Raw genomic sequence first — 25079 nt, 5'->3', positions numbered from 1 at the left:
AAAAGTGCCGCCTTCGGGAGAGGAGCCCGACTGCGGTTGCAAATTGCTTAAGAGGGAGCGACACCGCATGGCCGACGTGAAGTCCGATATCGAAATTGCCCGCGCCGCAAACAAGAGGCCGATCCTGGAGATCGGTGCAAAACTCGGCATTCCCGCCGAACACCTGCTGCCCTATGGCCATGACAAGGCGAAGATCAGCGCCGAGTTCATCGCCGAGCAGAAGGGCAAGAAGAACGGCAAGCTGATCCTCGTCACCGCGATCAACCCGACGCCGGCCGGCGAGGGCAAGACGACGACGACGGTCGGCCTGGGCGACGGCCTGAACCGGATCGGCAAGAAGGCAGTCACCTGTATTCGCGAGGCCTCGCTCGGCCCCTGCTTCGGCGTGAAAGGCGGGGCGGCTGGCGGCGGCTATGCGCAGGTCGTGCCGATGGAGGACATGAACCTCCACTTCACCGGCGACTTCCATGCCATCACCTCGGCGCATAACCTGCTGTCGGCGCTGATCGACAATCATATCTACTGGGGCAACGAGCAGAATATCGATATCCGCCGCATCGCCTGGCGGCGCGTCATGGACATGAACGACCGGGCGCTGCGCCAGATCGTTGCTTCACTCGGCGGCGTTGCCAACGGCTATCCGCGCGAGACGGGCTTCGACATCACGGTCGCCTCGGAGGTCATGGCGATCCTGTGCCTTGCGACGGACCTGAAGGATCTCGAAAAGCGCCTCGGCAACATCATCATCGGCTATCGCCGCGATAAGTCGCCTGTCTTTGCCCGCGATATCAAGGCGGACGGCGCGATGACGGTGCTTCTGAAGGACGCGATGCAGCCGAACCTCGTGCAGACGCTGGAGAACAATCCGGCCTTCGTGCATGGCGGCCCCTTCGCCAATATCGCGCATGGCTGCAACTCCGTCATCGCCACCACCACGGCGCTGAAGCTTGCCGACTACGTGGTGACGGAAGCGGGCTTTGGTGCGGATCTCGGGGCTGAAAAGTTCTTCGACATCAAGTGCCGCAAGGCTGGGCTGAAGCCGGATGCGGCCGTCATTGTCGCGACCGTGCGCGCCATGAAGATGAATGGCGGCATCAAGAAGGACGAGCTCGGCAAGGAGAATGTCGATGCGGTGAAGAAGGGATGCGCGAACCTTGGCCGCCATGTGCAGAACGTCAAGAAATTCGGCGTGCCCGTCGTCGTCGCCATCAATCACTTCGTTTCCGATACGGATGCGGAAATCCAGGCGGTGAAGGATTATGTCGCGACGCTCGGCGCCGAGGCGATCCTCTGCAGGCACTGGGCGCAGGGTTCCGCCGGTATTGAGGATCTCGCCCACAAGATCGTCGAGCTTGCCGAATCCGGCCTGTCGCAGTTCTCGCCGCTCTATCCGGATGCGATGCCGCTGTTCCAGAAGATCGAGACGATCGCCAAGGATATCTACCATGCCGGCGAGGTCATCGCCGACAAGTCGGTGCGTGACCAGCTGCGCGTCTGGGAAGATCAGGGCTACGGCGATCTTCCGGTCTGCATGGCCAAGACACAGTATTCCTTCTCGACGGACCCCAATCTGCGTGGTGCGCCTTCGGGCCATACGGTTCCGGTGCGCGAAGTCAGGCTGTCGGCCGGCGCCGGCTTCGTCGTCGTCATCACCGGCGAGATCATGACCATGCCGGGTCTGCCGAAAGTGCCGTCGTCGGAAAAGATCTATCTCAACGAGCAGGGCTATATCGAAGGCCTGTTCTGAGAAGACAAGGGGCGCCGCGGCGCCCCTTTCATTGCCTTTACGTGCGGCCGAGGAAATCCAGCTTGCCGACGGCGACGCCGTTGTGGCGCAGGATCGCGTAGGCGGTCGTCAGGTGGAAATAGAAGTTCGGCAGCACGAAGCCGAGGATGTAGTCCTTGCCGGAAGAGCTGACTTCGCCACCGCGCGTCTTGAGCGTGACGGTGCGCTCGGCTGCGCCCTCGAAGGCGGATTCCGGCACGGAGGCGAGGTAGTCCGTCGTCTTCGCGATCCGCGCGCGCAGGTGCGAGAGCGTCACCTCGTCGTCTGGAAAGCTCGGCGCCTCGGTGCCGGTGAGACGGGCGGCGGCACCCTTGGCGGTGTCGCTCAGGCGCTGGATCTGGCCGGCGAGAGACAGCATGTCGGGTGCGAGGCGTGCATTCACCAGGATTTCCGGCTTGATCTTCTTTTCGTCGGCGAAGGCTTCCGCCTTGTCGAGCAATTTCGTCAGCACGGCAAAACCGCGCTGGAGCGTGGGGATGGAGAGTTCGTAGGCGGAAATCGACATGGGAAGGCCCTTTGACGGAGGAGTGGCGAGTACCGCGCTACAGATAGGAAGGGCGCCGCCGCCTTACCAGCAGTAGCGATAGCCGCCACGCCGTTCCTTCACATCGAGATGCAGATGGTTCTGATGTGCCGCATCGCTGCCGGGATCGAGCACGGTCGTGAAATAGAGGCAGGCGGCCTCGGTGATGGCGCGCTGGAAGGCGCCCTCCAGCGTCGGCTCCTTGTCGGCCGGGCGGATCGTGATCGTCTTGCCGCTCTTCAGCGTGAAACCCGCGATGTCGAGGGCATTGCCGAAGGCGTGCTCGGAGATCTTGCCTTCTTCGGCGCCGTTGCGGTTCTTGCAGACATAGGCGGAGGCCTGCGAGAGTGCGGCGATCGTCTCGCCGGGCATCGCCGCATCGAGAGAGGGTTTCACCGATCCATCCAGCCAGCGGGCCAGTTGCCGGGCCGTGTCGCAACGCACCGTCGCTTCCGGCTCTACCTTCACGCCGCCCGGGAGCGCCTTGAGCAAAACCGGCCTGTCGATGCCGCAAGCCTTGCCGTCGTTGACGACCGGCGCCTCCTCGAAGGTGACGCCGAGGGTCTTGAGGTCCGACCGGCAGGCGGCTTCCGCCGTGGAATCCTCATGCGGACGTGCCCGCGCCTTTTCCGCTTCAGCCTCAGCCTTCGCTTCGTCCTTCGCCTTGCGCTCAATGTCCGCTTTCACCGTCGCATCCGGTGTTTTTTCGGCATCCTTGCTCTTTTCCTCGGCTTTCCGTTCCGGACGGGATGCGGGAAGGGGACCCTCCTTCGGCAACTCGGCGGCGCTGGCGAGGAAAGGGATGGTGAGGACAAGGAGGAGGGCGCGGCGGTATGTGATGGGTCGGTCTCCCGGCTGACAAGGTCGGCAGGGAAACGCGGGGCGGCCAAATTGGTTGCCGCAGGTCGACTAGATACCGGCGCCGTGCGCGATTTCCATCGAACGATTGCCGCGCGTCGCGCAGTCGTCGACGATCGTGCGCAGCTTTTCGATCAGGTGGATATTGTCCCCGGCGTCGTTGTCGCCGATGAGGTCGAGGAAGAAGCGGGTCATGGTGCGGGCTTCCTCCGATGTCTGCGGCTCATGCCGGTAGATCGCGTCGAAGACGCGCGCGATCCGGCTGTCGAGCCGCTTGAACTCGGGGGTCTCGTACGCTTCCAGCGTGCTCGCGAGCTGACGCTGCATTTCACGGAACTCTTCTACCATGACGGCGACCATGGGTATTTGCCTTGATTCTAATGTTTCAAGCGGCGGGGATTAGCACGTGCTCAAGCAGTGGGCAAATCTCTGGACATGGCGAATTTCGCGAACTTGACAATTTGTTGCGCGGTGATCTCACCTTACGCAGGATTGGCAAAGACAGAGGCCGCATCGCCGCAATTTCCCGCAAGGCTGGCCAATCCCGCAATGGCTCTTGCGTGCCGCCGTACTTCACGCTAACACTTCGGCCCATGGAAAAGATGGTCAACATCGCTGGTTGGTGGTGGGCTCGCTGAGGCGGCCTTGACCAGTCATGCGTGATTGAGACGACAAGCCGCCCGGAACCTTCGAGGCGGCTTTTTTGTTTTTGGCCGCCTTCCGAAGACCGGGCCTGAAACGGAGTTGGGGAATGGCGACGAGAATTCTGGAAGACGGCGGCGAAGCCTACGAAACCAAGGGCGGCGTGACCGTCATCCGCCGCCGCCGCGCAGCGGACTATGCGAATGCGATCTCCGCCTATATCGACAAGCTCGACGAGCGGCGCGGTGCGGTCTTCTCGTCAAACTACGAATATCCGGGGCGCTACACCCGCTGGGATACCGCCGTCGTCGATCCGCCGCTCGGCATCTCCTCGTTTGGCCGTTCCGTCTGGATCGAAGCCTACAATGCCCGTGGCGAGGTGCTTCTCGCCTTCATCGCCGATCGCCTGGCTGATGTTTCTGAGCTGAAGCTCGGCGCACGCACCTCAAGCCGGCTCGACCTCGACGTGAAGCTGCCCGACCGGGTCTTCACCGAGGAGGAGCGCTCGAAGATGCCGACGGTCTTCACCGTGCTGCGCGCCGTGACCGATCTTTTCCATTCCGACCAGGATGCCAGCCTCGGCCTCTACGGCGCCTTCGGCTACGACCTCGCTTTCCAGTTCGATGCGATCGACTTGAAGCTCACGCGTCCGGAAGACCAGCGTGATATGGTGCTCTTCCTGCCGGACGAAATCCTCGTCGTCGACCACTATGCCGCCAAGGCCTGGATCGATCGCTACGACTTTGCCAAGGACGGTCTTTCCACGGAAGGCAAGGGCGAGACCATCGCGCCCGAACCGTTCCAGACCGTTGACGTCATCCCGCCGCATGGCGACCACCGCCCCGGCGAATATGCCGAGCTGGTCGTCAAGGCGAAGGAAAGCTTCCGGCGCGGCGACCTCTTCGAAGTCGTGCCCGGCCAGAAGTTCTTCGAACGCTGCGAAAGCAAGCCCTCGGAAATCTCGCGCCGCCTCAAGGCGATCAATCCGTCGCCCTATTCGTTCTTCATCAATCTCGGCAATCAGGAATATCTCGTCGGCGCGTCGCCGGAAATGTTCGTGCGCGTGTCGGGCCGCCGCATCGAGACCTGCCCGATCTCTGGCACGATCAAGCGCGGCGACGACCCGATTGCCGACTCGGAACAGATCCTGAAACTGCTCAACTCGAAGAAGGATGAATCCGAGCTTACCATGTGCTCGGACGTCGACCGCAACGACAAGAGCCGCGTCTGCGAACCGGGTTCCGTCAAAGTCATCGGCCGTCGCCAGATCGAGATGTATTCCCGTCTCATCCACACGGTCGACCATATCGAAGGCCGCCTTCGCGACGACATGGATGCCTTCGACGGCTTCCTCTCGCATGCCTGGGCCGTCACCGTCACCGGTGCGCCCAAACTCTGGGCGATGCGTTTCATCGAGGCGCATGAGAAGAGCCCGCGGGCATGGTATGGTGGGGCGATCGGCATGGTCGGCTTCAATGGCGACATGAACACGGGGCTGACGCTACGCACCATCCGCATCAAGGATGGCATTGCCGAAGTCCGCGCCGGGGCGACCCTGCTCTATGATTCCAACCCGGAAGAAGAAGAAGCCGAAACCGAACTGAAGGCCTCCGCCATGATCGCAGCCATCCGGGACGCCAAGTCCGGCAATTCCGCCAAGGTGCAGCGCGACGTCGCGTCCGTCGGCGCCGGGGTCAATATCCTGCTGGTCGATCACGAGGACAGTTTCGTCCACACGCTCGCCAACTATTTCCGCCAGACCGGCGCCGATGTGACGACCGTGCGAACACCCGTGCCGGAGGAGATCTTCGATCGGATCAAGCCCGATCTCGTCGTACTGTCGCCCGGTCCCGGTAGCCCGAAGGATTTCGACTGCAAGGCGACGATCAAGAAGGCGCGTGCCCGCAACCTGCCGATCTTCGGCGTCTGCCTCGGCCTGCAGGCGCTGGCGGAAGCCTATGGCGGCGACCTGCGCCAGCTTGCCGTTCCCATGCACGGCAAACCCTCGCGCATCCGCGTGCTGGAGCCCGGCATCGTCTTCTCCGGCCTCGGCAAGGAAGTGACCGTCGGCCGCTACCATTCGATCTTCGCCGACCCGTCGACCCTGCCGCGTGACTTCATCATCACGGCGGAAAGCGAGGACGGCACGATCATGGGCATCGAACATACAAGCGAGCCAGTCGCCGCGGTGCAGTTCCACCCGGAATCGATCATGACCCTCGGCCAGGATGCCGGTATGCGCATGATCGAGAACGTGGTGGCGCATCTCTCCAAGAAAGCGAAGGTAAAAGCCGCCTGAGGCTTTGACAAATCGGTCGAACTGACCGATATCGAGCGCAAGAGAAAACCGCGTGCACGTCCCCGTGCGCGCGGTTTTGCGTTGATGGACCAGGCTTTTTGCAACTCGTTTGCATGCGCATGGAGAGCTTTATGGAAAATTCGGATAGCAGCACGGTCAAGCGCCTGGCGCTTTGGAGCATCCCCTTGTCGCTGGGCGTGATGGGACTGAAACTCGTCGCCTGGTGGGTGACAGGCTCGGTGGCGCTCCTGTCCGACGGCATGGAATCGAGCGTCAACGTGGTGGCCGCCATCGTGGCGTTTGCGGCGATCAGCTATGCGGCGCGGCCCGCCGACACGACCCACCCTTTCGGCCACCACAAGGCAGAGTATCTTTCGGCGGTTCTCGAGGGCGTGCTGATCGTCATCGCGGCGCTGCTGATCGTGAAGGCGGCTCTGCCCGCTATCTTCGCACCGGCGCCGATGGAGGCGCCGTTGCTCGGCCTTGCGATCAATTTCGCCGCGGGCGCCATCAATGCCGCCTGGGCCTATGTGCTCATCCGTGCCGGTCGCCGCTACCGCTCGCCGGCCCTTTCGGCGGACGGGCAACATATCTTGTCCGATGTCGTCACTTCGGCCGGCGTGCTCGTCGGTCTCGTCCTGGCGATTGTGACGGGGTATGCGGTGCTCGATCCCTTGCTGGCGGTGCTCGTTGCGCTCAACATTCTCTATCAGGGCTGGAAGGTCATCACCCATTCTGTTGATGGCCTGATGGATCATGCGGTCGAGCCGGGCGAAGCGGAGGCCATTCAGGCCGCTATCGCCGCCAATGGCACGGGTTCGCTCGGCGTGCACGACCTGAAGACCCGGCGGGCAGGGTCGGCGACCTTCGTCGATTTCCACCTCGTCGTGCCGGCGGCGATGCCGGTCGGGCAGGCGCACGAGATTTGCGACCGGCTGGAGGACGCTATTGTGGCGGTGCAGCCCGGCGCGCAGATCGCCATCCATGTCGAGCCGGAAACCGAAAAGGCGCATGGCATCAGGGTCAAGATCGAGAGGATCGCACGATGAGCAAGACCGACGTTTCAGGCCTCTCCCAGCTCGGGCAGACGGTCGATCTTCCCGCCGATCCGGACACAGCCGTGCTGGAACGGGTGCCGAGCAGCCATGCCGGCACGGATTTCGTGGTGCGTTTCACCGCACCGGAGTTCACCTCGCTCTGCCCGATGACCGGCCAGCCGGATTTCGCGCATATCGTCATCGATTACATCCCGAACGGCTGGCTGGTCGAATCGAAGTCGCTGAAGCTCTACCTGCATTCCTTCCGCAACCACGGCGCCTTCCATGAGGACTGCACCATCGACATCGCCAAGCGGCTCGTCGGCCTGCTGGAACCGAAATGGCTGCGCATCGGCGCCTACTGGTATCCACGCGGCGGCATCCCGATCGATGTGTTCTGGCAGACCGGGGCTGCGCCTGCGGGTGCCTGGATTCCCGAGCAGGGTGTGCAGCCTTATCGTGGACGCGGGTGAGGGGCACGCATTTACCCTGTTTTCCAGTCTCGCGGGCGGGCTCTATCGCCCTCTATCGGTTTTGTTGCATTGTCTTGGCCAGTGAGTCGCATTATCTGACAGCGACAGGACTATTCTGACGACAAATCCGGAGACTTTGGATGAGCGACGAGGACGACAAGAAGACGGAACTGCCCCTGGGCAAGGAAACGGAGGCGAACCTTTTCAAGTCGCGTTCGATCTTCATCTATGGGCCGATCAACCAGGAACTGGCGCAGAAGGTCTGCTCGCAGCTCGTGGCGCTTGCCGCCGCCAGCGACGAGGACATCCGCATCTACGTCAATTCGCCGGGCGGCCATGTCGAATCGGGCGATTCGATCCATGACATGATCAAGTTCATCAAGCCGAAGGTCTGGATGATCGGTACGGGCTGGGTCGCCTCCGCCGGTGCGCTGATCTATGTCGCGGTGCCGAAGGAACAGCGCCTTTGCCTGCCGAACACCCGCTTCCTGCTGCATCAACCGTCGGGCGGCACCCGCGGCATGGCATCGGATATCGAAATCCAGGCCCGTGAAATCATCAAGATGAACGAGCGCCTGAACAGGATCTTCGCCGACGCTACCGGCCAGCCGATCGAAAAGATCGCCAAGGATACCGACCGCGACTACTGGCTCTCCGCCGAGGAAGCCAAGGGCTACGGCCTCGTTTCGCGCATCGTGACCTCGCAGGCCGATATCTAAGCGGCCCGCAGCGCAGACATAAAAAACCCTCCGCCGTTGGCGGAGGGTTTTTTATTGCTTGCGGCGCGAGAACGGATCGCGCGGATCGTTGTTGCCGATCGAGCGCTCGTAGAGGCACTGGGTCTTGTAATCGCTGATCGCACCGTAGAGGCGGGTGCAATAGGCATTGTCCGCGATCGTCTGGGGCGAGGGCGGTGTCATGCATCCGGCGAGAAGGGCGAAGAGAAAAATGGGAAAATAGCGCATGGTTGTCTCCCAGACTGCGTGTTTTCATTGTTGACGTCAATTGTGTCTTTTGATGAACGACGCACCGGCCGCGGAAGTTTCAGGCAGCGGGTGCTTGCGCTTTCACCGTCCCGCCGGTATAGACGGCATCATGTTGAAGACCAGCGCACACATCATCGAACGGGTTTCTCGTGGCAGCGCAGCTGTCGCCGAGCGTTCGCGCGGCTTCTCCTCGCTTCTTCTTCTCGGCCTTACACGCGGTTGCCGGGTTCGTTGAGGAGCGCCCGGCGGCCGATAAGGCCCACCCGGCAATAGCTCCTCGTTTCACCCCCAATGCATGAATTCCGGTGCATTCGCCGTCGCCAAGCGCCCATCCTTGCGCTAAGACCTTCTCGCGAATGCCGGGACGACGAAGAGACGAAGCGATGATTTTGAAGACCCATTCCCCCAAGCAGGGCATGCCCGAGGCCGCCGCCAAGTATCAGGCCTATCCGACGATCAACATTCCCGACCGCACCTGGCCGGGCAAGGTCATCGACAAGGCGCCGATCTGGTGTTCGGTGGACCTGCGCGACGGCAACCAGTCGCTGATCAACCCGATGGGCCACGACCGCAAGGCCCGCATGTTCCAGCTGTTGCTCGACATGGGCTTCAAGGAAATCGAGATCGGCTTCCCCTCGGCCTCGCAGACCGACTTCGATTTCGCCCGCTGGTGCGTCGAGCAGGGCAACGTGCCCAAGGACGTGTCGCTGCAGGTTCTGGTGCAGTGCCGCCCGGAACTGATCACCCGCACCTTCGAGGCGCTGGAAGGCGCGCATAACCCGATCATCCATTTCTACAATTCGACCAGTGAATTGCAGCGCCGCGTGGTCTTCGCCAAGGACGTCCACGGCATCAAGCAGATCGCGACCGACGCCGCCAAGATGATCACCGACATGGCCGCCAAGGCCGGCGGCGGCTACCGGTTCGAGTATTCGCCGGAAAGCTTCACCGGCACGGAACTGGAAGTGGCGCTGGAGATCTGCAACGCGGTCGTCGAGATCGTGAAGCCGACGGCGGACAACAAGCTGATCCTGAACCTGCCCTCCACCGTCGAGATGGCGACGCCGAACATCTATGCCGACCAGATCGAATGGATGTGCCGCAACATCGACAACCGCGAGAACGTCATCATCTCGCTGCATCCGCACAATGACCGCGGTACCGGCATCGCCGCCACGGAACTGGGCCTGATGGCGGGCGCGGACCGTGTCGAAGGCACGCTGTTCGGCAATGGCGAGCGCACCGGCAATGTCGACGTCGTCACGCTGGCCTTGAACATGTACACGCAGGGCGTCGATCCCAAGCTCGACTGCTCCGATATCGAGCGCATCAAGTCGGTCTATGAATATTCCAACGAAATGGCCATTCCGGAGCGTCACCCCTATGTCGGCGAGCTGGTCTATACCGCCTTCTCGGGGTCGCACCAGGACGCCATCAACAAGGGCATGAAGGCCATCAAGAAGGCCAACAAGCCCTTGTGGGAAGTGCCCTATCTGCCGATCGACCCGCAGGATGTCGGCCGTTCCTACGAGGCGATCATCCGCATCAACTCGCAGTCCGGCAAGGGCGGCATCGCCTATATCCTGCAGGAAGACTACGGCATCAACCTGCCGCGCAACCTGCAGGTCGAGTTCCGCGACGAAATCCAGCGCATCACGGACGAAGAAGGCGTCGAGGTGCCGGCCAAGCGCATCCATGAGAGCTTCATGGAACGGTACGTCACGCAGCCCGGCACGCGCATCCGCTTCGTCGATCACCACACCTATCCGGACGAATCCGGCCAGAAGGGCTCGCGCATCGTCGCAGCGGAAGTGACCGATGGCGGCGAGACGAAGCGCATCGAGGGCAAGGGTACCGGCCCGATCGACGGCTTCATCAACGCGCTGTCGATCTATCTCGGCGTCGAGATGTCTGTTGCCGACTACTCGGAACACTCGCTCCAGCAGGGCTCGAACGCGGCGGCCATCGCCTATGTCGAGGTGGTGCATCCGGGCGGCAAGCTGTTCGGCGTCGGCATCAACACGAACATCGTGACGGCCTCGCTGGAAGCCATCGTTTCGGCCGCCAACCGTGTGCTCGCAACGCGCGGCTGATCACTCCACTGATCCAAGAGAAAAGGCCCGGCAGCGCTTCTGCCGGGCCTTTTCTATTTTAGCCGGCGAAGATGGCCGTCGCGCCGAGGACATAGACAATGGCCATGGCGACGACCGTTATCACGACGGTTTTGCTTTTCGCGAAGGCGGCGGCGATGAGCAGCCCGTAATAGATCAGGTTGAGGGTGATCCAGAGCGCGAAATCCGGGAGCGGCCACGGCGTGGTGATCGCGGAGATTGCCGGCGGGATCTGGGTCATCAGGTTGCTGCCGAGCACGCAGAACACCACCACGCGCCGGTGCTCCATGATGTGGCTGTCGAGCGTATCCTTTTCCGTCGCCTTCGGGAAAACCTGGGTGGCGGCGAAATAGTAGAGCAGGGCGACCACCGCCACGGCATAGGCGATCATGTAGTTGACGTCGGCCATCTCGCGATAGGCCCAGGCATTCATCCAGAACGTGATGAGATCGACGAGGAGCAACAGGCCGAAAAGCGGGGCGACAATGCCGATCCTGCGCTGTTGTCGTTCGTCATAGGCGCGCGAGAAGCCGGAGGCGACTTCGACGACGGCAAGGCCGAGCAGCAGCCCGTAAAAGGCGAACATGAAGCCGAACGCTTCGCTCATCGAATTCTCCCGAAATGTCCCGGTCTCTCATCGCCGATTCGACACGGCGACCACAAGTGGCGGAAAGGGCCGGATGCGCGCTCACGCTTGGCCATTGTTGGGAGTGAGAGGAGAAAGGAGACCGCTGCCCTGGCGATGAACGCGGGCGGCCGGTCTCTGCGCGGAGCCTGGAGGCCTTAGATGCTCGTGGAAACCACTTCGGCGATGCGCTCGAGGTTCGGATCCGCCGACGGGCCGACCACGACGAAGGAGGCATTGCCCCGCTGCCACGAGACGAGGCCGATATCGTTGCGCATGCTTTCGGCAAGCGCCGTCTTGCCCTCGACCGGGTCGCTCTGCAGGAAACAGATGGCGAAAATTTCGTTTTCGGCGTCGCGGTAGAGCAGCTGCGCCGTCGGCTTACCGCCGGCGACCAGCAGGCGCGCACCCTCGAAGGTGAGGTTCTGCGCGGTAAGGTCGGGCAGGGTGAAAGCAACGCCGGTGCTCGCCGACAGCCACTCCACGATGTGATCCTTGTCGCTCGCCGGTACTTCCACGAGGTGGCGCGTCTGGCGCGCATAGATGCGATGATAGTCCGCGATATCGTCCAGCCAGGTCCGGGGTGCGGCGGCGATCTGGATCGGTCCGTCGCTATCCTGCTGTTCCGAGATGAGATAACCGGCGACACCGCCCGCCATGAAAATCGCAAGCGACGCGGCAAGGGCCTGCGGCCAGAACGTGCTGCGGCGCGGCGCGGGCGTGGCCGCGACGGGAATGCCGGCGATGCCGAGTTTCGGCGCATCGTCTTCGCTGGTGCGGGCTTCCTTGATGTTGCGCACGAGATCGAGCGGGATCGGTTCCTGCAGCATCCTGTCGAAGGCACGGGCGCCGAACTCGCTGCCGAGCTTCAGTTTTTCGAATACCCCGCGCGCATCGTCGTTCTGCGCGAGGATGTCGTCGATTTCGTTCATTTCCGCTTGGGGAAGCTGGCCGTCAAGATAGGCCGATAGCCGCACTTCGATCGGGAGACCCTGTGTGCTTTCCACGCTCAGGCCCTCCTTTCCGTCTGTTCGGAGATCATGGCCGCGAGCCGGATACGGGCCGCCGAAAGCCGGCTCATCACGGTGCCGATCGGAATGCCGAGAATATCGGCGGCTTCGCGATAGCTGTGGCCTTCCACATTCACCAGAAGAAAGACGCTGGAAAGGCCCTCGGGCATGGTCATGATCAACTTGTGCAACTGCTTGGCATAGATCGCCTTGTCGGCCGATGCCTCGATGTGAAGAGTATCCTGTTCAGCGACATCTACCGTGCCTGACCCTGTGCGGACCTTTCGCTTGCGGATTTCGTCCACCCACAGATTGCGCGTCATGGCATAAACCCAGCTTTCCAGCCGGCCTTCCCCGTTCCAGAGATGACTCCGCGTGATGGCTCTTTCGCAAGCCTCCTGCACGAGATCGTCCGCGTCGCTGCTGTTGCGCGTCAGCGTCATGGCAAAACGGCGCAATTTTGGCAGCAAATTGACCAATTCTCGCCGGAACTCATTCGATTCTGCCGTCGGACGCATTGCTTTTCCAAGGAAACGTTCGGGATCAAAACTCTATTCGCTTCCCTAGGGGAAGCGACCGCCTGATATGAAACATTCTTCCTTGGGTCTGCAAGCATGAACGGCATCCTGGAGCGCAGTTTCCCGCGTTCCTCAACGATTGATGGTATCCTGGCCGGCGCCGTCCCGTTTTCGAACGGCGCCCGATGGCCTGTCAGTAGGTGGTTCGCTCGCCGCCGAGCGACTGGAGAAGGGCCCGATAGGCCCATGTGTTTTCGCCGCCGCGGTCGCGGATCTCGACGAGCTGGACGCGGGCGCCCTCGGTGTCACCCTGTTCGATCAGGGCCTGGCCCATATAGGAGCGGGCGAGGATGTAGTTCTCGTCCTTCTGCAGCGCGCGCTTGTAGTAGGTCATGCCGAGCTCGATGTTGCCGAGCTTGCGGGTGTTGTAGCCCATGTAGTTGAGGATGCGCGGGTCCTCCTGATTGTAGGCGGCGCGCAGTGCTCTCAGCGCATTCTCATGCTGGCCGGCATAGGCAAACTCACGGGCGGCCGTATAGAGCTTGTCGTCGATCTCGCGCTCGGTCTTCTTCTGCTCTTCCGTCTTGGCCTTGCCGTCGGTCGGCGTGCTCTCTACGGGTTTGGCGTCGGCGGGCTTCATGTCCTCGGGCGCGACGCATTCCTTCTTTTCCTCGTTCCAGATCTTGCCGTCGGTGCAGGTCGTCGTCGTTTCGGTCGCGACCGGCGGCGTGGTGGTGTCGGAATCGGCCGCGCGGGCAGCCGAAAGCGCCGTCAGGGAGACCGCAGCGCAGAACGAAAGCAGCATGGTGTGGCGGAGCATGGTCGTGGGTTCCCTCTCGATCGGAATCTGCCGGATGCCGTGCGTCTCGGAGCGACCTGCTTTTGGCAGGCCGCTCTGAGAAGGGAATACGGATGTAAGAGCGAATTTATTCGCGTAAAACGTCAGAAGCGCGTGGTTTCCGCAAGGGTCAGCGCAAGGCCGTCCTGCGTCAGCGCGTAGCGTTCGCGCAGAAGGTTCCAGTTTCCCGGCGCGCCCGAAATCGTGAAGAGATTGTAGCCGGCCGGCGGTTTGTGGCCGCCCGGGCCCTGCGAGGCGGAGGCGATGCCGACGACCGGCACCTGCCCGGTCTGGCCGGCGAGCCAGTGCACGGTGTTGAGGTGGGTATGGCCATGCAGCACGAGCTCGGCGCCACCGGTGGAAATCGTCGCGGCGAAGCGGCGGATGCCGATCATGCGCTTGTGGAACGAGGTCGCACCGCGGATCGGCGGATGATGGATCATCACGACCCGAAAGAGCCCGGCTTCGCCGGTCGCGCGCAGCAGGTTGACGGTTTCGCGCGCCTGGCGGCTGCCGAAGTAACCCGATGCGGAAAAGGGCGGGGTGGCGACGGCCGTCGAGCAGCCGATGATCGCGACCTGTCCGCGAATGCGCAGATAGGGAAAGACATGTTTGTCTTCCTCCCATTCCGCCGGTGCGGCATCGCCGCGCATATAGGGGTACCAGGCTCGCGTGGTCTTTTCATAGGCGCCGCGCACATAGGCGTCGTGATTGCCTGGAACAACCGAGACATGTTCCGGCGTGCCCGCTTCCGGCAGCCATTTCTTGACCGCGGAGATTTCCAGTGAAGAGGCGAGGTTCACGAGGTCGCCGGTAATCGCCAGATGGTCCGGGTCACGCCGCTCGATATCGTCGAGCACGATGTCCAGCGTATTGGCAAAAAGATGGCGCCGACGATTGCGGTGCCAGTTGACGAAACCGGTGATCCGTTTGGAGAAAAGCTCGAGGAAGGTGAGGGCGGGCAGCGGACCGAGATGCACGTCCGATATGTGGGCAAGTCTGAACATACCCCTCCTTAGAGCATATGGCCGTGCAGGGAAACGTGAAGCGGGTGGATATTCCTGAACGTTCCTGCCGCAAGGCTTGATTTGACCCTAGGGTTCCGGCGAAGTGCCGGAATGGAACAGGACAAGCCGCAGCACGCTTCGCCGCCGACCCGCAACCTTGCAGCACGGGCCCTGACGCGCATCGCGCATGTCTATTTCGCGCTTGCCCGGGGCATGACGATGGGGGTGCGTGCTGCCTGCTTCGACGAAGCGGGTCGCGTCTTCCTGGTGCGTCACAGCTATGTGCCCGGCTGGCATTTGCCGGGCGGCGGCATCGAGCGGGGGGAGACGGCGCTGGAAGCTGTCGCCAAGGAAATCCGGGAGGAGGGAAACCTCGCGCTCGGCGCACCGCCGCAGCTTCTGCAGGTCTATTTCAACAAGCAGACCAGCCGGCGCGATCACGTCCTGCTCTATCGATGCGATGGCGTCACGCAGGCCGAACCACGCCTGAAGGACCACGAAATCGTCGAAGCCGGTTTCTTCGCGCTCGACGCGCTGCCGGCTACGACCACAGCGGCCACCCGCCGGCGGCTGGAGGAAATCGCCGGGCGGGCGCCGTTCGCGGATTGTTGGTAGCGATCAGGCCGCCTTCAACTGCTCCCGGCCATGTGGCGTGTCCAGATGACTATCCGGGCCGACAGGCACGACACCCGTCGGATTGATCATCGTGTGGCTGCGGTAATAGTGCTCCTTGATGTGACGCATGTTCACCGTCTCGGCGACGCCTTCCATCTGGTAGAGCTCGCGCAGATAGCCGTAGAGGTTCGGATAGTCGGCGATGCGGCGGATGTTGCACTTGAAATGGCCGACATAGACCGGGTCGAAGCGCACCAGCGTGGTGAAGAGCCGCCAGTCGGCCTCGGTAAGGCGGTCGCCAGTAAGGTAGCGCTTCGTCGAAAGCCGGTCTTCGAGGCTGTCCAGCGTCTCGAACAGCTTCGTCACGCTGCCTTCATAGGCTTCCTGCGTCGTCGCGAAGCCCGCCTTGTAGACGCCGTTGTTGACGTTGTCGTAGATCGTGTCGTTGAGCGCATCGATTTCGGCGCGCAGGATTTCCGGATAGAAATCGTCGCGTGAGCCGGTCAGGTGATCGAAGGCCGAGTTGAACATGCGGATGATCTCTGCCGATTCGTTGGAGACCATGCGGTTCTGCTTCTTGTCCCAGAGCACGGGCACGGTGACGCGGCCGGAATAGTGCGGATCGGCCTTGAGATAGACCTCGTAGAGGGCCGAGGCGTTAAACAGCGGATCGAGCGTGCCGTCGTTCTCGCCCTTGAATTCCCACCCCTTGGCCAGCATCAGCGGATCGACGACCGAGACGGTGATGAAATCCTCGAGCTTCTTCAGCTTGCGGAAGATCAGCGTGCGGTGCGCCCAGGGACAGGCATAGGAGACATAGAGATGGTAGCGGCCGGCTTCGGCCGCAAAACCGGCTTCGCCGGTCGGGCCGGCGGCGCCCTCAGGCGTGATCCAGTTGCGGAACTGCGAGACGGAACGCTTGAAATGGCCCTTCGTCTCCTTCGTATCGTACCAAACGTCGTGCCAGACGCCGTCAACGAGCATGCCCATGATGATCTCCTTTGCCGCCGATCGCGGCCTGAACGTGCGGTCATAGATAGCGCATGGGGGATGGCTGGATAGGCGCTTTTTAGTGAACGGTGCGTTTTGCTCTTTGACAGAAGGAAAATTTCTGCTATCCGCGCAGACCAGCACCGGCGCTCAAGCCGGCGAGGAAGACGATAGGCATGTTCTATACGGGAAGCCCACGACGACGCTGATGCTCCTGCTGCGCCCCCTTCGGCGGCGGCGCGATAACCCGCATCCCCAGCTTCGTATCCCGGTTCCCTGATCCATGAACATGCTCAAGCACGACATCGTCTACCTGACGGAAGATGCCTCCCACGACGACGCCATCGAACATATCAACGAAGAAGCCTTCGGTCCCGGACGGCATGTTCGCGCCGCCGCACGCATCCGCGAGCAGGGGCCGCACGACCTGTCGCTCTCCTTCGTCTGCACGGATGACGGCGAGACGATCGCGTCCGTTCGCATGACGCCGGTTCTGGCCGGCGGCGTGAAGGCGCATCTGCTCGGTCCTCTCGCGGTGCGGCCGTCGCACAAGAACCGGGGCATCGGGCGCGAACTGCTCGCCATCGCCTGCGCCGCCGCCAAGCGCAAGGGCTCGGAAGCCGTCGTGCTTGTCGGCGATCCGCCCTATTACGGGCCGCTCGGCTTCGAAAAGGTTGCGTGGAATGCGCTGGCCTTCCCCGGCCCGGTCGATCCCGCCCGTGTGCTCGTCATGCCTTTTGCGCAGGACACGCACGCGCGGCTGAAGGGCATCATCGCCTGGCGGGCGGAGTGACGAGGGGCGAACCCCTCGTCGGTTAACTGCTATTCCTTGTGCTCCATGAAGCGGATGCGGTTCTGGAAGGGATCGATGACCGTCACCTCCAGCCGTGTGCCTTCATCTTCCAGGCCCGGCTTCATGTAGCGGTAGTCCTTGCCGATCAGCTCCTTCTGGAAGGCGCGGATGCCTTTCATGTAGACGACCATGTTGCCGCCCGGCGTGGCGTCGCCGGCATGCTCCGACAGATGCAGCCGCAGGTCCCCACGGGAAATCTGCGTATAGAGCGGGAAGTTGTCGCCGTAGCGGTGTTCCCAATCGACGGAGAACCCCAGGAAACCCAGATAGAATTCATGCGCCTTCGGCACGTCGAAAATGCGCACGATCGGAACCGCCTGTTCGAAGGAGACGCCGGCCGGCTCCGGCTTCGTCTCGATCCTTGCGGACAGGATGTTCCAGGTCTCCACGCCGAACTGGCGGGCGACGATCTCCAGCGCTTCGCTGTGGGTGATCTCGGTATTGCGGGCGGCAAGGGATTCCCGAAGGGCTTTTGCCATGGTTTTGGCGTCGCGATAGTCACGCATATCCGTTCCTCTCGTTACGGCGAAGTCTTCGTCAGTGCCCGCATTGCCGACGCCTTCGCCCACGATGAACGGTGGAGAAAGGTTCTTCTGGAGGCGTTCGCCATGCTTCTGGAAAAGCGCGGGTCTGCCGGCCGCCTCCGGCCGTGGCAGGACTATAGCGCGGTGAACGGCGCTTTGAAAAGTGGCCTCAGCCATTCATTGCCGGCCGGGAACATGGTATGGAAGGGCAAGAAGCATGAGGATCGGATGCGCAGGAAAACCGTTCTTTTCAACGTCGCGGCCATTGCTCTGGCAAGCGCTTTCGGCATGGCCGGCTGCACGACCGGCGCACCACGGGACGACGGCGTCCACTATTCCAGCTCGCAAACGCAGCTTCGGGAGCATCAGCGCAAGCAGCGTTTACGCGCAGAGCAGGGCGGCTACAAACGGCTCTACCGGCCGCGGGATTGCCGCCGGGTGGTGAACGGCAATTGCAGCGGTTTCCCGACATACAATCCGTCCTGACCGCAGGATGTATCATCAAATGAAAAGCCCCTCTCGGATGAGAGGGGCTTTTTGGTTTTCGGCCCGGAAGCGTCAGATGGCGAGATAGGACGAGATGATCGAGGCGATCTCGTCGTCGCCCGAACTGCTCTCCGTTCCCGCCGATGTCCCCGACGTGTCGGTGAACGAGAAGCTCTGTACCGAGGCGCCGCCGGAGCCGGCCTGCGACAGGGCGCTGGTCTGCGACGAGGTCATTGCCGCCAGCTGGCCGGGCGTGAAGGCGCCCGCCTGCTCGGAAGTGAGGCCGGCAAGCGTTGCCGTGCTGAGGCCGGAAATGGCGTTGGAGCTGAGCGCCAGGATGTGGTCGACCGAGAAGCTGCCGAAGTCGTCGGCCCCCAGCGCCGCAGCCTGCGTTGCCGTCAGCGCGCCGACCTGATCGGCCGAAAGCGCGCCGACCTGGGTGGCGCTCAGCGCGGCCATCTGGCTGTAGCTCAGCGCGGCAAGCTGGGTCTTGCTAAGTGTCGCGACGCTCTCCGTGGACAGCGAACCCATCGCGGCGGAAGAGAGACCCTTGATGGCCGCGGGGGTGATGGCGGCCAGCTCTTCGGCGGAGATGGTCTGCATCTGCGCGGTCGTCAGGCCGGCGAGGCCGGAGACGCTGAGCGCACCGATCTGCGCGACCGAGAAGGCTTCCAGCTGTTCGACGCTGAGCGCGCCGACCTGGGCGCTGGTGAGGCCGGAGATCGCCGCCGTGCCGAGGGCTTCGATCTCCGCGTCGGAAAGCGTCGAGAGATAGCCGGCCGGCAGGCCGCGGATGGCGGAGGAGCCGATCGCCGAGAGCTTGTCCAGTGAGAACGTATCGAGCGCCTGTGTCGAGAGGCCTGCCAGCGCCGTGGAGCTGAGCGAGGCGACCTGCGTGGAGGACAGCGCTTCGACCTGTTCCACCGTGAGTGCGGCAGCCTGCGAGCCGGTGAGGCCGGCAATGCCGTTTGCACTGAAGGCGCCGATCTGCGCTGCGGTCAGGGCCGCGATGTCATCGACGCCGAGCGCGCCGATCTGGCGCGAGCCGAGAGCCGCGAGCTGCAGCGTGGACAGGCCGGCGATCTGGCTCGTGCTCAGGGCGTTGATCTGGCTGGTCGAAAGACCGGAGAAACCGGCCGGGCTCAGCGCAGCAATCTGCTCGGCGGAGAAGCCAGACAGGATCGAGGCTGGCAGGCCCGACATGGCGATCGAGCTGATAGCACCCATATCGGCAGTTGAGAAGGTACGCAGCTGATCGGCGGTGAAGGCGGAAAGCTGGCGGGCGGTGAGTGCACCGACCTGCGCGCTCGTCAGCGCCTCGACCTGATCGATGCTCAGCGCTGCGATCTGGTCGCTGGCAAGGCCGGAAATGCCGGCCGGGCTCATCGCCGCGATCTGGCTTTCGGTCAGTGCGTGGAGCGCCGATGTCGACAGGCCGGAAATGGCGCGCGAGCTGATCGCGGCCATGTCGTCGGTCGAAAACAGCGCGAGGTCGTCCGTGCTGAACGCGCCGATCTGCGTGGAGTTGAGGGCTGCGACCTGCGTGCTGGTCAGGGCCTCGGCCTGATCCGGTGCCAGCGCCGCGACCTGGCCGGTCGAAAGCGCGGCGACGCCGGCCGTGCCGATGGCGGCGATCTGTGCGGGTGAAAGCAGCGCGATGTCATCGGTGCCGAGCGCACCGACCTGCGTGGAGCCGAAAGCGGCGAGCTGGGTCGTGGTCAGTGCTTCCAGCTGGCTGGAGTTCAGCGCGTTGACTTGTGCGCTCGTCAGGCCCGCACCGTCGAGAGCGGCGATCTGGGCGGTGGTCAGCACCGCGATCATCGCCGTCGAGAGGCCGGCGACCGCGCTGGAGCCGATCATGCTCATTTCGTGCGCGGTGAAGGTCTCGATCGTATCGGTGTGGAAGGCGCCGATCTGCGTCGATTTGAACGCGGCGATCTGCGTGCTCGTCAGCGCTTCCGCCTGCGCGGTCGAGAGTACAGCGATCTGCGCGGTCGTCAGGCCGGCAATGCCGCCCGTGCCGAGCGCGGCGATCTGCGCGGGTGAAAGGGCCGCAATGTCTTCCGTGGCAAGGCCGGCCACCTGCCTGGAGCCCAGGCCGCCGATCTGCGCCGTGGTGAGGGCCGCGACCTGCGTGCTGCTGAGCGCGCCGATCTGCTCGCTCGTCATGCCGGAGAGGCCGGCCGGGCCGAGGGCGGCGATCTGGCTTGTCGTCAGCGAGGCGAGCATGCCGGTCGACAGGCCGGACATGGCGCTGGAGCTGATCGCGGCCATGTCGGCGACCGAGAACGTGTCGAGGTCATCCATGCCGAGGGCGGCGATCTGGCGCGAGGTCAGCGCACCGACCTGCGCGCTGGTGAGCGCTTCGGCCTGAGCCGTGGTCATGGCGCCGATCTGGTCTGCGGAAAGGCCGGAAATCGCGGTCGTCGAGAGGGCGGCGATCTGCGCCGTCGAAAGGGCCGCGATATATTCGGTTCCGAGCGAGGCGATCTGGCGGGCGCCGAGCGCGCGCATCTGCGCGGGCGTCATGGCATCGAGCTGGTCGCTGCTGAGCGCCGCGATCTGTCGCGGCAACAGGCCGCCGATGGCCATGGAGCTGAGGGCCGCGATCTGGCCGGTGGAGAGGGCGCCGATCGATGCGGTCGAGAGACCGGCCACCGCATCGGAGCCGATGACGGAGATTTCCCGCGTCGAGAAGGTGGCGATCGCATCGGAGGAGAGGGCGGCAAGCTGGGTGGAGGAGAGGGCCGCAATCTGGGTGCTGGTCAGCGCCTCGGCCTGTGCCGTGCCGAGTGCGGCGAGCTGGCGGGCAGTCAGGCCGCTGATGCCGGCCGAGCCGAATGCGGCGATCTGCGCGGTCGAGAGGGCGGCGAGCGTCGACGTCGAAATACCGCCGATCGCATCCGAGCGGATGGCCGCAAGGTCCTTGGACGAGAATGTGGCGATGTCATCCGCGCCAAGCGCCGCAAGCTGCGTGGAGCCGAGCGCCGCGACCTGCGTGCTCGTCAGGGCTTCCGCCTGGCTGGTGGAAAGCGCGGCGATCTGCGCGGTCGTCATCGCGGCGATGGCGGCGGTGCTGAGCGCTGCGATCTGGGCGACGGAGAGCGAGGCGATCTTTGCCGCCGACAGGCCGCCAATGGCACTGGCGGTGATCGCGGCGATGTCCTTCGTGGAGAAGGTGGCGATGTCGTTCGTGCCGAGTTCGCTGATCTGCTCGGAGGTGAGAACACCGACCTGCGCTTCGTTCAGCGCCTCGACCTGGCTGGTGCTGAGCACGGCAAGCTGTTCGGAAGTGAGCCCGGGAATGCTTGCCGCATTGAGACCTGCGATCTGGCCGGTGGTGAGGGCAGCCAGGTTCTCGGTGCCCATCGCGCCGAGTTGCGCGGAGGTGAGGGCGCCCATCTGACGGCTGGAAAGCGCGCCGATCTGGCCGGTGCTGAGGGCTTCGATCTGGTCGCCGGTGAGGCCCGGAATGCCGGTGACACCCAGCGCCGCGATCTGCGCCGTGGTGAAGGCCGCGACTTCGGCGGGGCTGAAGGCTGCGATCTGCAGTGCGGTCAGCGCGCCGACCTGTGCGGTGGAAAGCGCGGCGATCTGTGCCGCGGTCAGCGCATCGACCTGGCCGGTGGTCATGCCGGGAATGGCTGCTGTGCTGAGGCTTGCGATCTGCGCGCTGGAGAGCGCTTCGAGGTCTTCACCGAGCGCTGCGACCTGAGCGGCGGTCAGCGCCTTGATCTGCGCGGTGGAGAGCTGGCTTGCCTGTGTCGAGTTCAGCGCTTCGATCTGATCGGTGGTGAGGCCGGAAATGGCGATGGTGCTGATGGCCGCGATCTGATCGGAGCTGAGACCGGCGATGGTGCCCGGGGTGAAGCCCGAAAGGGCGCGGTTGGCGAGCGCGGCGATCTGGGCCGTGGAGAGGACCTGGATATCCTGAGGTTCGAGGGCCGCGACCTGAACGGAGGTGAGGGCGCCGATCTGCGCCGTCGTGAAGGCGGCGATCTGGGCGGTCGTCAGCGCCTCGATCTGCACGGCCGTCATGGTGGCGAGCGCATTGCGGCTGAGTGCCGCCGCCTGGGCGGTCGAGAGGCCCGCGATCGCACCTTCACTGAGCCCGATAGCGGCCTTGGTGATGGCCGCGATATCGGCCGTGGAGAAGGTTGCGATCTCCTGCGGGCTGAATTCCGCGAGCTGGGCGGAGGAGAGGGCGCGGACCTGCGCCGATGTGAGGGCTTCGGCCTGCGCGGTGTCCAGTTCGGCGATCTGCGCGGTGCTGAGGCTGGCGATGACGCCGGTGCTGAGCGCGGCGATCTGGTCGGTCGTCAGCGCTCCGACGAATTCGGGGTCCATGGCGGCCAGCTGCGCCGTGGTGAGGCCGGCGATCTGGGCGGTCGTCAGGACGCCGATCTCGCTGGTCGAAAGGGCTGCGAGCGCGCCGGTCGGAAGGCCCGGCATGGCCTTGCTGTGGATCGCGGCGAGGTCCGCGGTCGAGAAGGTCGCGATATTGTCGCCGCCGAGCGCGGTGATCTGGCTCGAGGTCAAGGCGCGCACCTGCGCCGACGTCAATGCCTCCGCCTGGGCCGTGCTCATCGCGCCGAGCTGCTTGGCGGTGAGGCTTGCGATCGTGCCGGTGCTGAGCGCGGCGATCTGGTCGGTGGAAAGACTGGCGATGGCATCTGTGCCCAACGCCGCCATGGCCTTGCCGTTGATTGCGGCGATATGGGCGGAGGAAAGCGAAGCGAAACCGTCCGGATCCAGCGCGCGAAGCTGCGCGGCGCTGAGCGTGCCGATCTGCTGGGGCGACAGCGCACCGATCTGCTCGGTGCTGAGGGCGCCGGCCTGCGCGGCCGTCAGGTTGGAGAAGGCCGCAGCGCCGAGGGCAGCAATCTGGTCTGTCGAAAGTGCCGCGACGGCATCGGTCGTGAGGCCGGCGACCGACTTGTTAGCAAGGGCGGCGATATCGGCGGTCGAGAAGGTCTCCAGGGCCTCCGCGCCGAAACCCGAGAGCTGGGTTGCGCTGAGGAGGCGCAGTTGCGCCGGCGTCAGCGCCTCGGCCTGGCTCGCATCGAGCGTGCCGAGTTGCCAGGGCTTGAGCGCCGCGATCTGGCTGGGCGTCATCGCGGCGATCTGGGCGGTGGTCAGGGCGGCAAGCGCATCCGTACCGAGGCCGACCATGGCGAGCGGCTGGAGCGCTGCAATCTTCGTGCTGGTGAAGGCTTCGAACGTATAGGGGTCGATGGCGCCGACCTGGGTGGCCGTCAGCGCCCGGATCTGCACCACCGTGAGCGCTTCGGCCTGATCGGCCGACAGGGTGTTGATCTGCGCCGTCGTCAGGCCCGAAATCGCCTTTGCGTTGAATGCCGCGACCTGGTCGGAGGAAAGGCCCGATATGGCCGAGGTGCCGAGACCGGCGATGGCGTTCACGGAGAACGCGGCGATATCCATCGTCGAGAAGGCTTCGATCGTGTCCGCATCGAGCGCAGAAAGCTGCGCGGAATTGAACATCCGTGCCTGATTCGGCGTGAAGGCCTCCAACTGGTCCATGTCGAGGGCGGCGATCTGTGCCGAGGTCAGGCCGGAGATCGAGCCCGGGGCCATGGCGGCGATCTGGGCGGTGCTGAGTTCGGCAATGCCGGCGGTGCCCAGGGCGGCGACCTGCCAGGGCTCCAGCGCGTTGATCTGCGCGGTCGACAGGGCTGCAATCTGGTCGTCGGAAAGGGCCGCGATGGCACCGGAGCCGAGGCCCTTCAGTGCCTTGGCGCTGATGGCGGAAATGCTCTCGTCGGAAAGGGCTGCGATATCCTCCGAAGACAGGGCGGCAAGCTGCCCGGCGCTCATGGCGCGGACCTGGGCGGATGTCAGGTCGCCCACCTGTTCAGCGGTCAGTGCGCCGATCTGCGCGGCGGTGAGCCCAACGATGGTCTTTGCGGTGAGGCCGGCGATCTGCTGGCTGGAAAGGGCGGCGATCGCAGCGGTCGTAATGCCGGGGAGAGCGCCGGCGGAAAGGGCGGCGATGTCGGCCGAGGAGAAGGTGAGGACGCCATCCGAGCCCATCGCGGTGAGCTGTGTCGCGGTCAGCATCTTCGTCTGGACCGGTGTCAGGGCCTCGATCTGGTCGGTGCCGAGGGCGCGGATCTGCGCTGCGCTGAGACCGGTGATGGCGCTGCTGCTGAGGGCAGGAATCTGCGTTTCGGAGAAGGCGGCGACGGCGGCGGTGGAGAGGGCGGCGATCTGCGCTGGCTTCAGCTGGGCTACCTGTGCGGTCGAAAGGGCCGCGATCTGCTCCGGCGTCATCGCCGCGGTCTGCGCCTGCGAAAAGCCGGCAAGCGCCTGAAGGCTCAGCGTGCTGATCTGCTCGTCGGAAAATAGCGCGATGGCGGCGGTGCTCAGGCCCTGCACGGCCTTGTAGCTGATTGCGGCCATGTCCTCGGTCGCGAAGGTGGCGATATCCTGCGGGTCCATGGCGGCAAGCTGTGCGGCGCTGAGGACCCGTATCTGCGCCGATGTCAGCGCCTCGGCCTGGTCTTCCGTGAGCGCCTTCATCTGCGTGGTGCTGAGGGCTGCGATCTGCGTGGGCGTCAGGCTGCTGATCGCCCGGTCGAGGGCGCCGAGTTGCTCCAGCGTAAGGCCGATGATGGCGGTCCGCGAAATGGCGCTCAGCTGGCGGGAATCGAGTGTCTCGATGTCCTCTGCTTCCAGGGCGGCGATCTGCTTGGAGGAAAAGGCGTTGAGCTGTCCGGTGGAAAGCGCGGCGACATCCTCTGTCGTCCAGCTGTTGATCGCTGCCGTTGAAAGCGCCTTGATCTGATTGATGCTCAAGGAAGAAACGATCGACGTCATAAGCAAATTCCTGAGAGAATGAGATGAAAAAACACACAAATCCACGTTCGGGCAGCCTATC

21 protein-coding genes are annotated in these 25079 nt (G+C 63.8%); 9 read left to right on the top strand and 12 right to left on the bottom strand.

From position 1 onward, the window contains the following. Positions 1-67 precede the first annotated feature (67 nt). A complete protein-coding gene (locus MUO32_RS14710; RefSeq protein ID WP_257949068.1) occupies positions 68-1747 on the top strand; it encodes a formate--tetrahydrofolate ligase in 1680 nt (559 codons plus the stop codon). Positions 1748-1784: 37 nt separating this feature from the next. Here the strand turns inward: MUO32_RS14710 and MUO32_RS14705 are convergent, their stop codons facing one another. The 3 genes from MUO32_RS14705 to MUO32_RS14695 all read right to left on the bottom strand — a co-directional run bounded on the left by MUO32_RS14705 (position 1785) and on the right by MUO32_RS14695 (position 3527). Next, complete coding sequence (locus tag MUO32_RS14705; protein ID WP_257949066.1) at positions 1785-2291, bottom strand: DUF1993 family protein; 507 nt, start codon at positions 2289-2291, stop codon at positions 1785-1787. A gap of 63 nt (positions 2292-2354) precedes the next feature. Beyond that, entirely contained in the window at positions 2355-2996 is a 642-nt protein-coding gene (locus tag MUO32_RS14700; protein ID WP_257949065.1) for an extensin family protein, read from the bottom strand. A 222-nt stretch (positions 2997-3218) separates the two neighbouring features. Next, positions 3219-3527: a hypothetical protein gene (locus MUO32_RS14695; RefSeq protein WP_257949064.1), complete on the bottom strand. Its 309-nt coding sequence runs from the start codon at positions 3525-3527 to the stop codon at positions 3219-3221. Positions 3528-3918: 391 nt separating this feature from the next. Between MUO32_RS14695 and MUO32_RS14690 the strand changes: the two genes are divergently transcribed. The 4 genes from MUO32_RS14690 (at position 3919) to MUO32_RS14675 (ending at position 8337) form a co-directional block, all read left to right on the top strand. Then, on the top strand, positions 3919-6108 hold the full coding sequence (locus MUO32_RS14690) for an anthranilate synthase (protein ID WP_257949063.1): 2190 nt from the start codon (positions 3919-3921) through the stop codon (positions 6106-6108). 131 nt (positions 6109-6239) lie between these two features. Next, positions 6240-7157 carry a cation diffusion facilitator family transporter gene (locus MUO32_RS14685; RefSeq protein WP_257949062.1) on the top strand — a complete coding sequence of 306 codons (918 nt, stop codon included), beginning with the start codon at positions 6240-6242 and terminating at the stop codon, positions 7155-7157. Next, entirely contained in the window at positions 7154-7618 is a 465-nt protein-coding gene (gene queF, locus MUO32_RS14680; protein WP_257949061.1) for a preQ(1) synthase, read from the top strand. The genes MUO32_RS14685 and queF overlap by 4 nt, the downstream gene beginning before the upstream one ends. Before the next feature lie 140 nt (positions 7619-7758). Then, positions 7759-8337: an ATP-dependent Clp protease proteolytic subunit gene (locus MUO32_RS14675; protein WP_257949060.1), complete on the top strand. Its 579-nt coding sequence runs from the start codon at positions 7759-7761 to the stop codon at positions 8335-8337. 51 nt (positions 8338-8388) lie between these two features. On the opposite strand, the gene MUO32_RS14670 is transcribed toward MUO32_RS14675, so the two are convergent. Next, the gene (locus tag MUO32_RS14670) at positions 8389-8583 is read right to left on the bottom strand and encodes a hypothetical protein (RefSeq protein WP_257949059.1); all 195 of its coding nucleotides are present in this window, start codon (positions 8581-8583) and stop codon (positions 8389-8391) included. 404 nt (positions 8584-8987) lie between these two features. Between MUO32_RS14670 and leuA the strand changes: the two genes are divergently transcribed. Then, on the top strand, positions 8988-10697 hold the full coding sequence (leuA, locus tag MUO32_RS14665; RefSeq protein WP_257949058.1) for a 2-isopropylmalate synthase: 1710 nt from the start codon (positions 8988-8990) through the stop codon (positions 10695-10697). 58 nt (positions 10698-10755) lie between these two features. Here leuA and MUO32_RS14660 read toward each other — a convergent pair whose 3' ends face one another. The 5 genes from MUO32_RS14660 to MUO32_RS14640 form a co-directional block, all read right to left on the bottom strand. After that, complete coding sequence (locus MUO32_RS14660; RefSeq protein WP_257949057.1) at positions 10756-11322, bottom strand: hypothetical protein; 567 nt, start codon at positions 11320-11322, stop codon at positions 10756-10758. 176 nt (positions 11323-11498) lie between these two features. Beyond that, entirely contained in the window at positions 11499-12347 is an 849-nt protein-coding gene (locus MUO32_RS14655; RefSeq protein ID WP_257949056.1) for an anti-sigma factor, read from the bottom strand. Between the two features lie 2 nt (positions 12348-12349). After that, positions 12350-12868: an RNA polymerase sigma factor gene (locus MUO32_RS14650; protein ID WP_257949055.1), complete on the bottom strand. Its 519-nt coding sequence runs from the start codon at positions 12866-12868 to the stop codon at positions 12350-12352. A gap of 193 nt (positions 12869-13061) precedes the next feature. After that, positions 13062-13688 (bottom strand): hypothetical protein, encoded by a 627-nt coding sequence (locus MUO32_RS14645; RefSeq protein ID WP_257949054.1) that lies wholly within the window; start codon positions 13686-13688, stop codon positions 13062-13064. Between the two features lie 122 nt (positions 13689-13810). Beyond that, positions 13811-14713: a metallophosphoesterase gene (locus MUO32_RS14640; RefSeq protein ID WP_257949053.1), complete on the bottom strand. Its 903-nt coding sequence runs from the start codon at positions 14711-14713 to the stop codon at positions 13811-13813. 111 nt (positions 14714-14824) lie between these two features. Here MUO32_RS14640 and MUO32_RS14635 point away from each other — a divergent pair, with 111 nt between their 5' ends. Next, a complete protein-coding gene (locus MUO32_RS14635; protein ID WP_257949052.1) occupies positions 14825-15328 on the top strand; it encodes an NUDIX domain-containing protein in 504 nt (167 codons plus the stop codon). A 3-nt stretch (positions 15329-15331) separates the two neighbouring features. Here MUO32_RS14635 and MUO32_RS14630 read toward each other — a convergent pair whose 3' ends face one another. Beyond that, positions 15332-16318 (bottom strand): glutathione S-transferase family protein, encoded by a 987-nt coding sequence (locus tag MUO32_RS14630; RefSeq protein ID WP_257949051.1) that lies wholly within the window; start codon positions 16316-16318, stop codon positions 15332-15334. A gap of 289 nt (positions 16319-16607) precedes the next feature. Between MUO32_RS14630 and MUO32_RS14625 the strand changes: the two genes are divergently transcribed. Next, a complete protein-coding gene (locus MUO32_RS14625; protein ID WP_308311293.1) occupies positions 16608-17111 on the top strand; it encodes an N-acetyltransferase in 504 nt (167 codons plus the stop codon). Positions 17112-17140: 29 nt separating this feature from the next. On the opposite strand, the gene MUO32_RS14620 is transcribed toward MUO32_RS14625, so the two are convergent. Further along, a complete protein-coding gene (locus tag MUO32_RS14620) occupies positions 17141-17677 on the bottom strand; it encodes a glyoxalase superfamily protein (RefSeq protein ID WP_257949049.1) in 537 nt (178 codons plus the stop codon). 102 nt (positions 17678-17779) lie between these two features. Here MUO32_RS14620 and MUO32_RS14615 point away from each other — a divergent pair, with 102 nt between their 5' ends. Continuing rightward, positions 17780-18181: a hypothetical protein gene (locus tag MUO32_RS14615; RefSeq protein ID WP_257949048.1), complete on the top strand. Its 402-nt coding sequence runs from the start codon at positions 17780-17782 to the stop codon at positions 18179-18181. A 72-nt stretch (positions 18182-18253) separates the two neighbouring features. On the opposite strand, the gene MUO32_RS14610 is transcribed toward MUO32_RS14615, so the two are convergent. Continuing rightward, the gene (locus MUO32_RS14610; protein WP_257949047.1) at positions 18254-25018 is read right to left on the bottom strand and encodes an S-layer family protein; all 6765 of its coding nucleotides are present in this window, start codon (positions 25016-25018) and stop codon (positions 18254-18256) included. Positions 25019-25079 lie beyond the last annotated feature (61 nt).

The organism is Shinella sp. CPCC 101442, from assembly GCF_024704725.1.
Taxonomy (GTDB): Bacteria; Pseudomonadota; Alphaproteobacteria; order Rhizobiales; family Rhizobiaceae; genus Shinella.
Note: the sequence above shows the minus strand (reverse complement) of the source record. Positions and strands in the feature narration are given on the sequence as shown.

Coding starts and splice junctions, on each gene's coding strand:
- MUO32_RS14710 (WP_257949068.1), top strand. CDS start 68: ATGGCCGACGTGAAGTCCGATATCGAAATTGCCCGCGCCGCAAACAAG.
- MUO32_RS14705 (WP_257949066.1), bottom strand. CDS start 2,291: ATGTCGATTTCCGCCTACGAACTCTCCATCCCCACGCTCCAGCGCGGT.
- MUO32_RS14695 (WP_257949064.1), bottom strand. CDS start 3,527: ATGGTCGCCGTCATGGTAGAAGAGTTCCGTGAAATGCAGCGTCAGCTC.
- MUO32_RS14690 (WP_257949063.1), top strand. CDS start 3,919: ATGGCGACGAGAATTCTGGAAGACGGCGGCGAAGCCTACGAAACCAAG.
- MUO32_RS14685 (WP_257949062.1), top strand. CDS start 6,240: ATGGAAAATTCGGATAGCAGCACGGTCAAGCGCCTGGCGCTTTGGAGC.
- queF (WP_257949061.1), top strand. CDS start 7,154: ATGAGCAAGACCGACGTTTCAGGCCTCTCCCAGCTCGGGCAGACGGTC.
- MUO32_RS14675 (WP_257949060.1), top strand. CDS start 7,759: ATGAGCGACGAGGACGACAAGAAGACGGAACTGCCCCTGGGCAAGGAA.
- MUO32_RS14670 (WP_257949059.1), bottom strand. CDS start 8,583: ATGCGCTATTTTCCCATTTTTCTCTTCGCCCTTCTCGCCGGATGCATG.
- leuA (WP_257949058.1), top strand. CDS start 8,988: ATGATTTTGAAGACCCATTCCCCCAAGCAGGGCATGCCCGAGGCCGCC.
- MUO32_RS14660 (WP_257949057.1), bottom strand. CDS start 11,322: ATGAGCGAAGCGTTCGGCTTCATGTTCGCCTTTTACGGGCTGCTGCTC.
- MUO32_RS14650 (WP_257949055.1), bottom strand. CDS start 12,868: ATGCGTCCGACGGCAGAATCGAATGAGTTCCGGCGAGAATTGGTCAAT.
- MUO32_RS14645 (WP_257949054.1), bottom strand. CDS start 13,688: ATGCTCCGCCACACCATGCTGCTTTCGTTCTGCGCTGCGGTCTCCCTG.
- MUO32_RS14640 (WP_257949053.1), bottom strand. CDS start 14,713: ATGTTCAGACTTGCCCACATATCGGACGTGCATCTCGGTCCGCTGCCC.
- MUO32_RS14635 (WP_257949052.1), top strand. CDS start 14,825: ATGGAACAGGACAAGCCGCAGCACGCTTCGCCGCCGACCCGCAACCTT.
- MUO32_RS14630 (WP_257949051.1), bottom strand. CDS start 16,318: ATGGGCATGCTCGTTGACGGCGTCTGGCACGACGTTTGGTACGATACG.
- MUO32_RS14625 (WP_308311293.1), top strand. CDS start 16,608: ATGCTCAAGCACGACATCGTCTACCTGACGGAAGATGCCTCCCACGAC.
- MUO32_RS14620 (WP_257949049.1), bottom strand. CDS start 17,677: ATGCGTGACTATCGCGACGCCAAAACCATGGCAAAAGCCCTTCGGGAA.
- MUO32_RS14615 (WP_257949048.1), top strand. CDS start 17,780: ATGCTTCTGGAAAAGCGCGGGTCTGCCGGCCGCCTCCGGCCGTGGCAG.
- MUO32_RS14610 (WP_257949047.1), bottom strand. CDS start 25,018: ATGACGTCGATCGTTTCTTCCTTGAGCATCAATCAGATCAAGGCGCTT.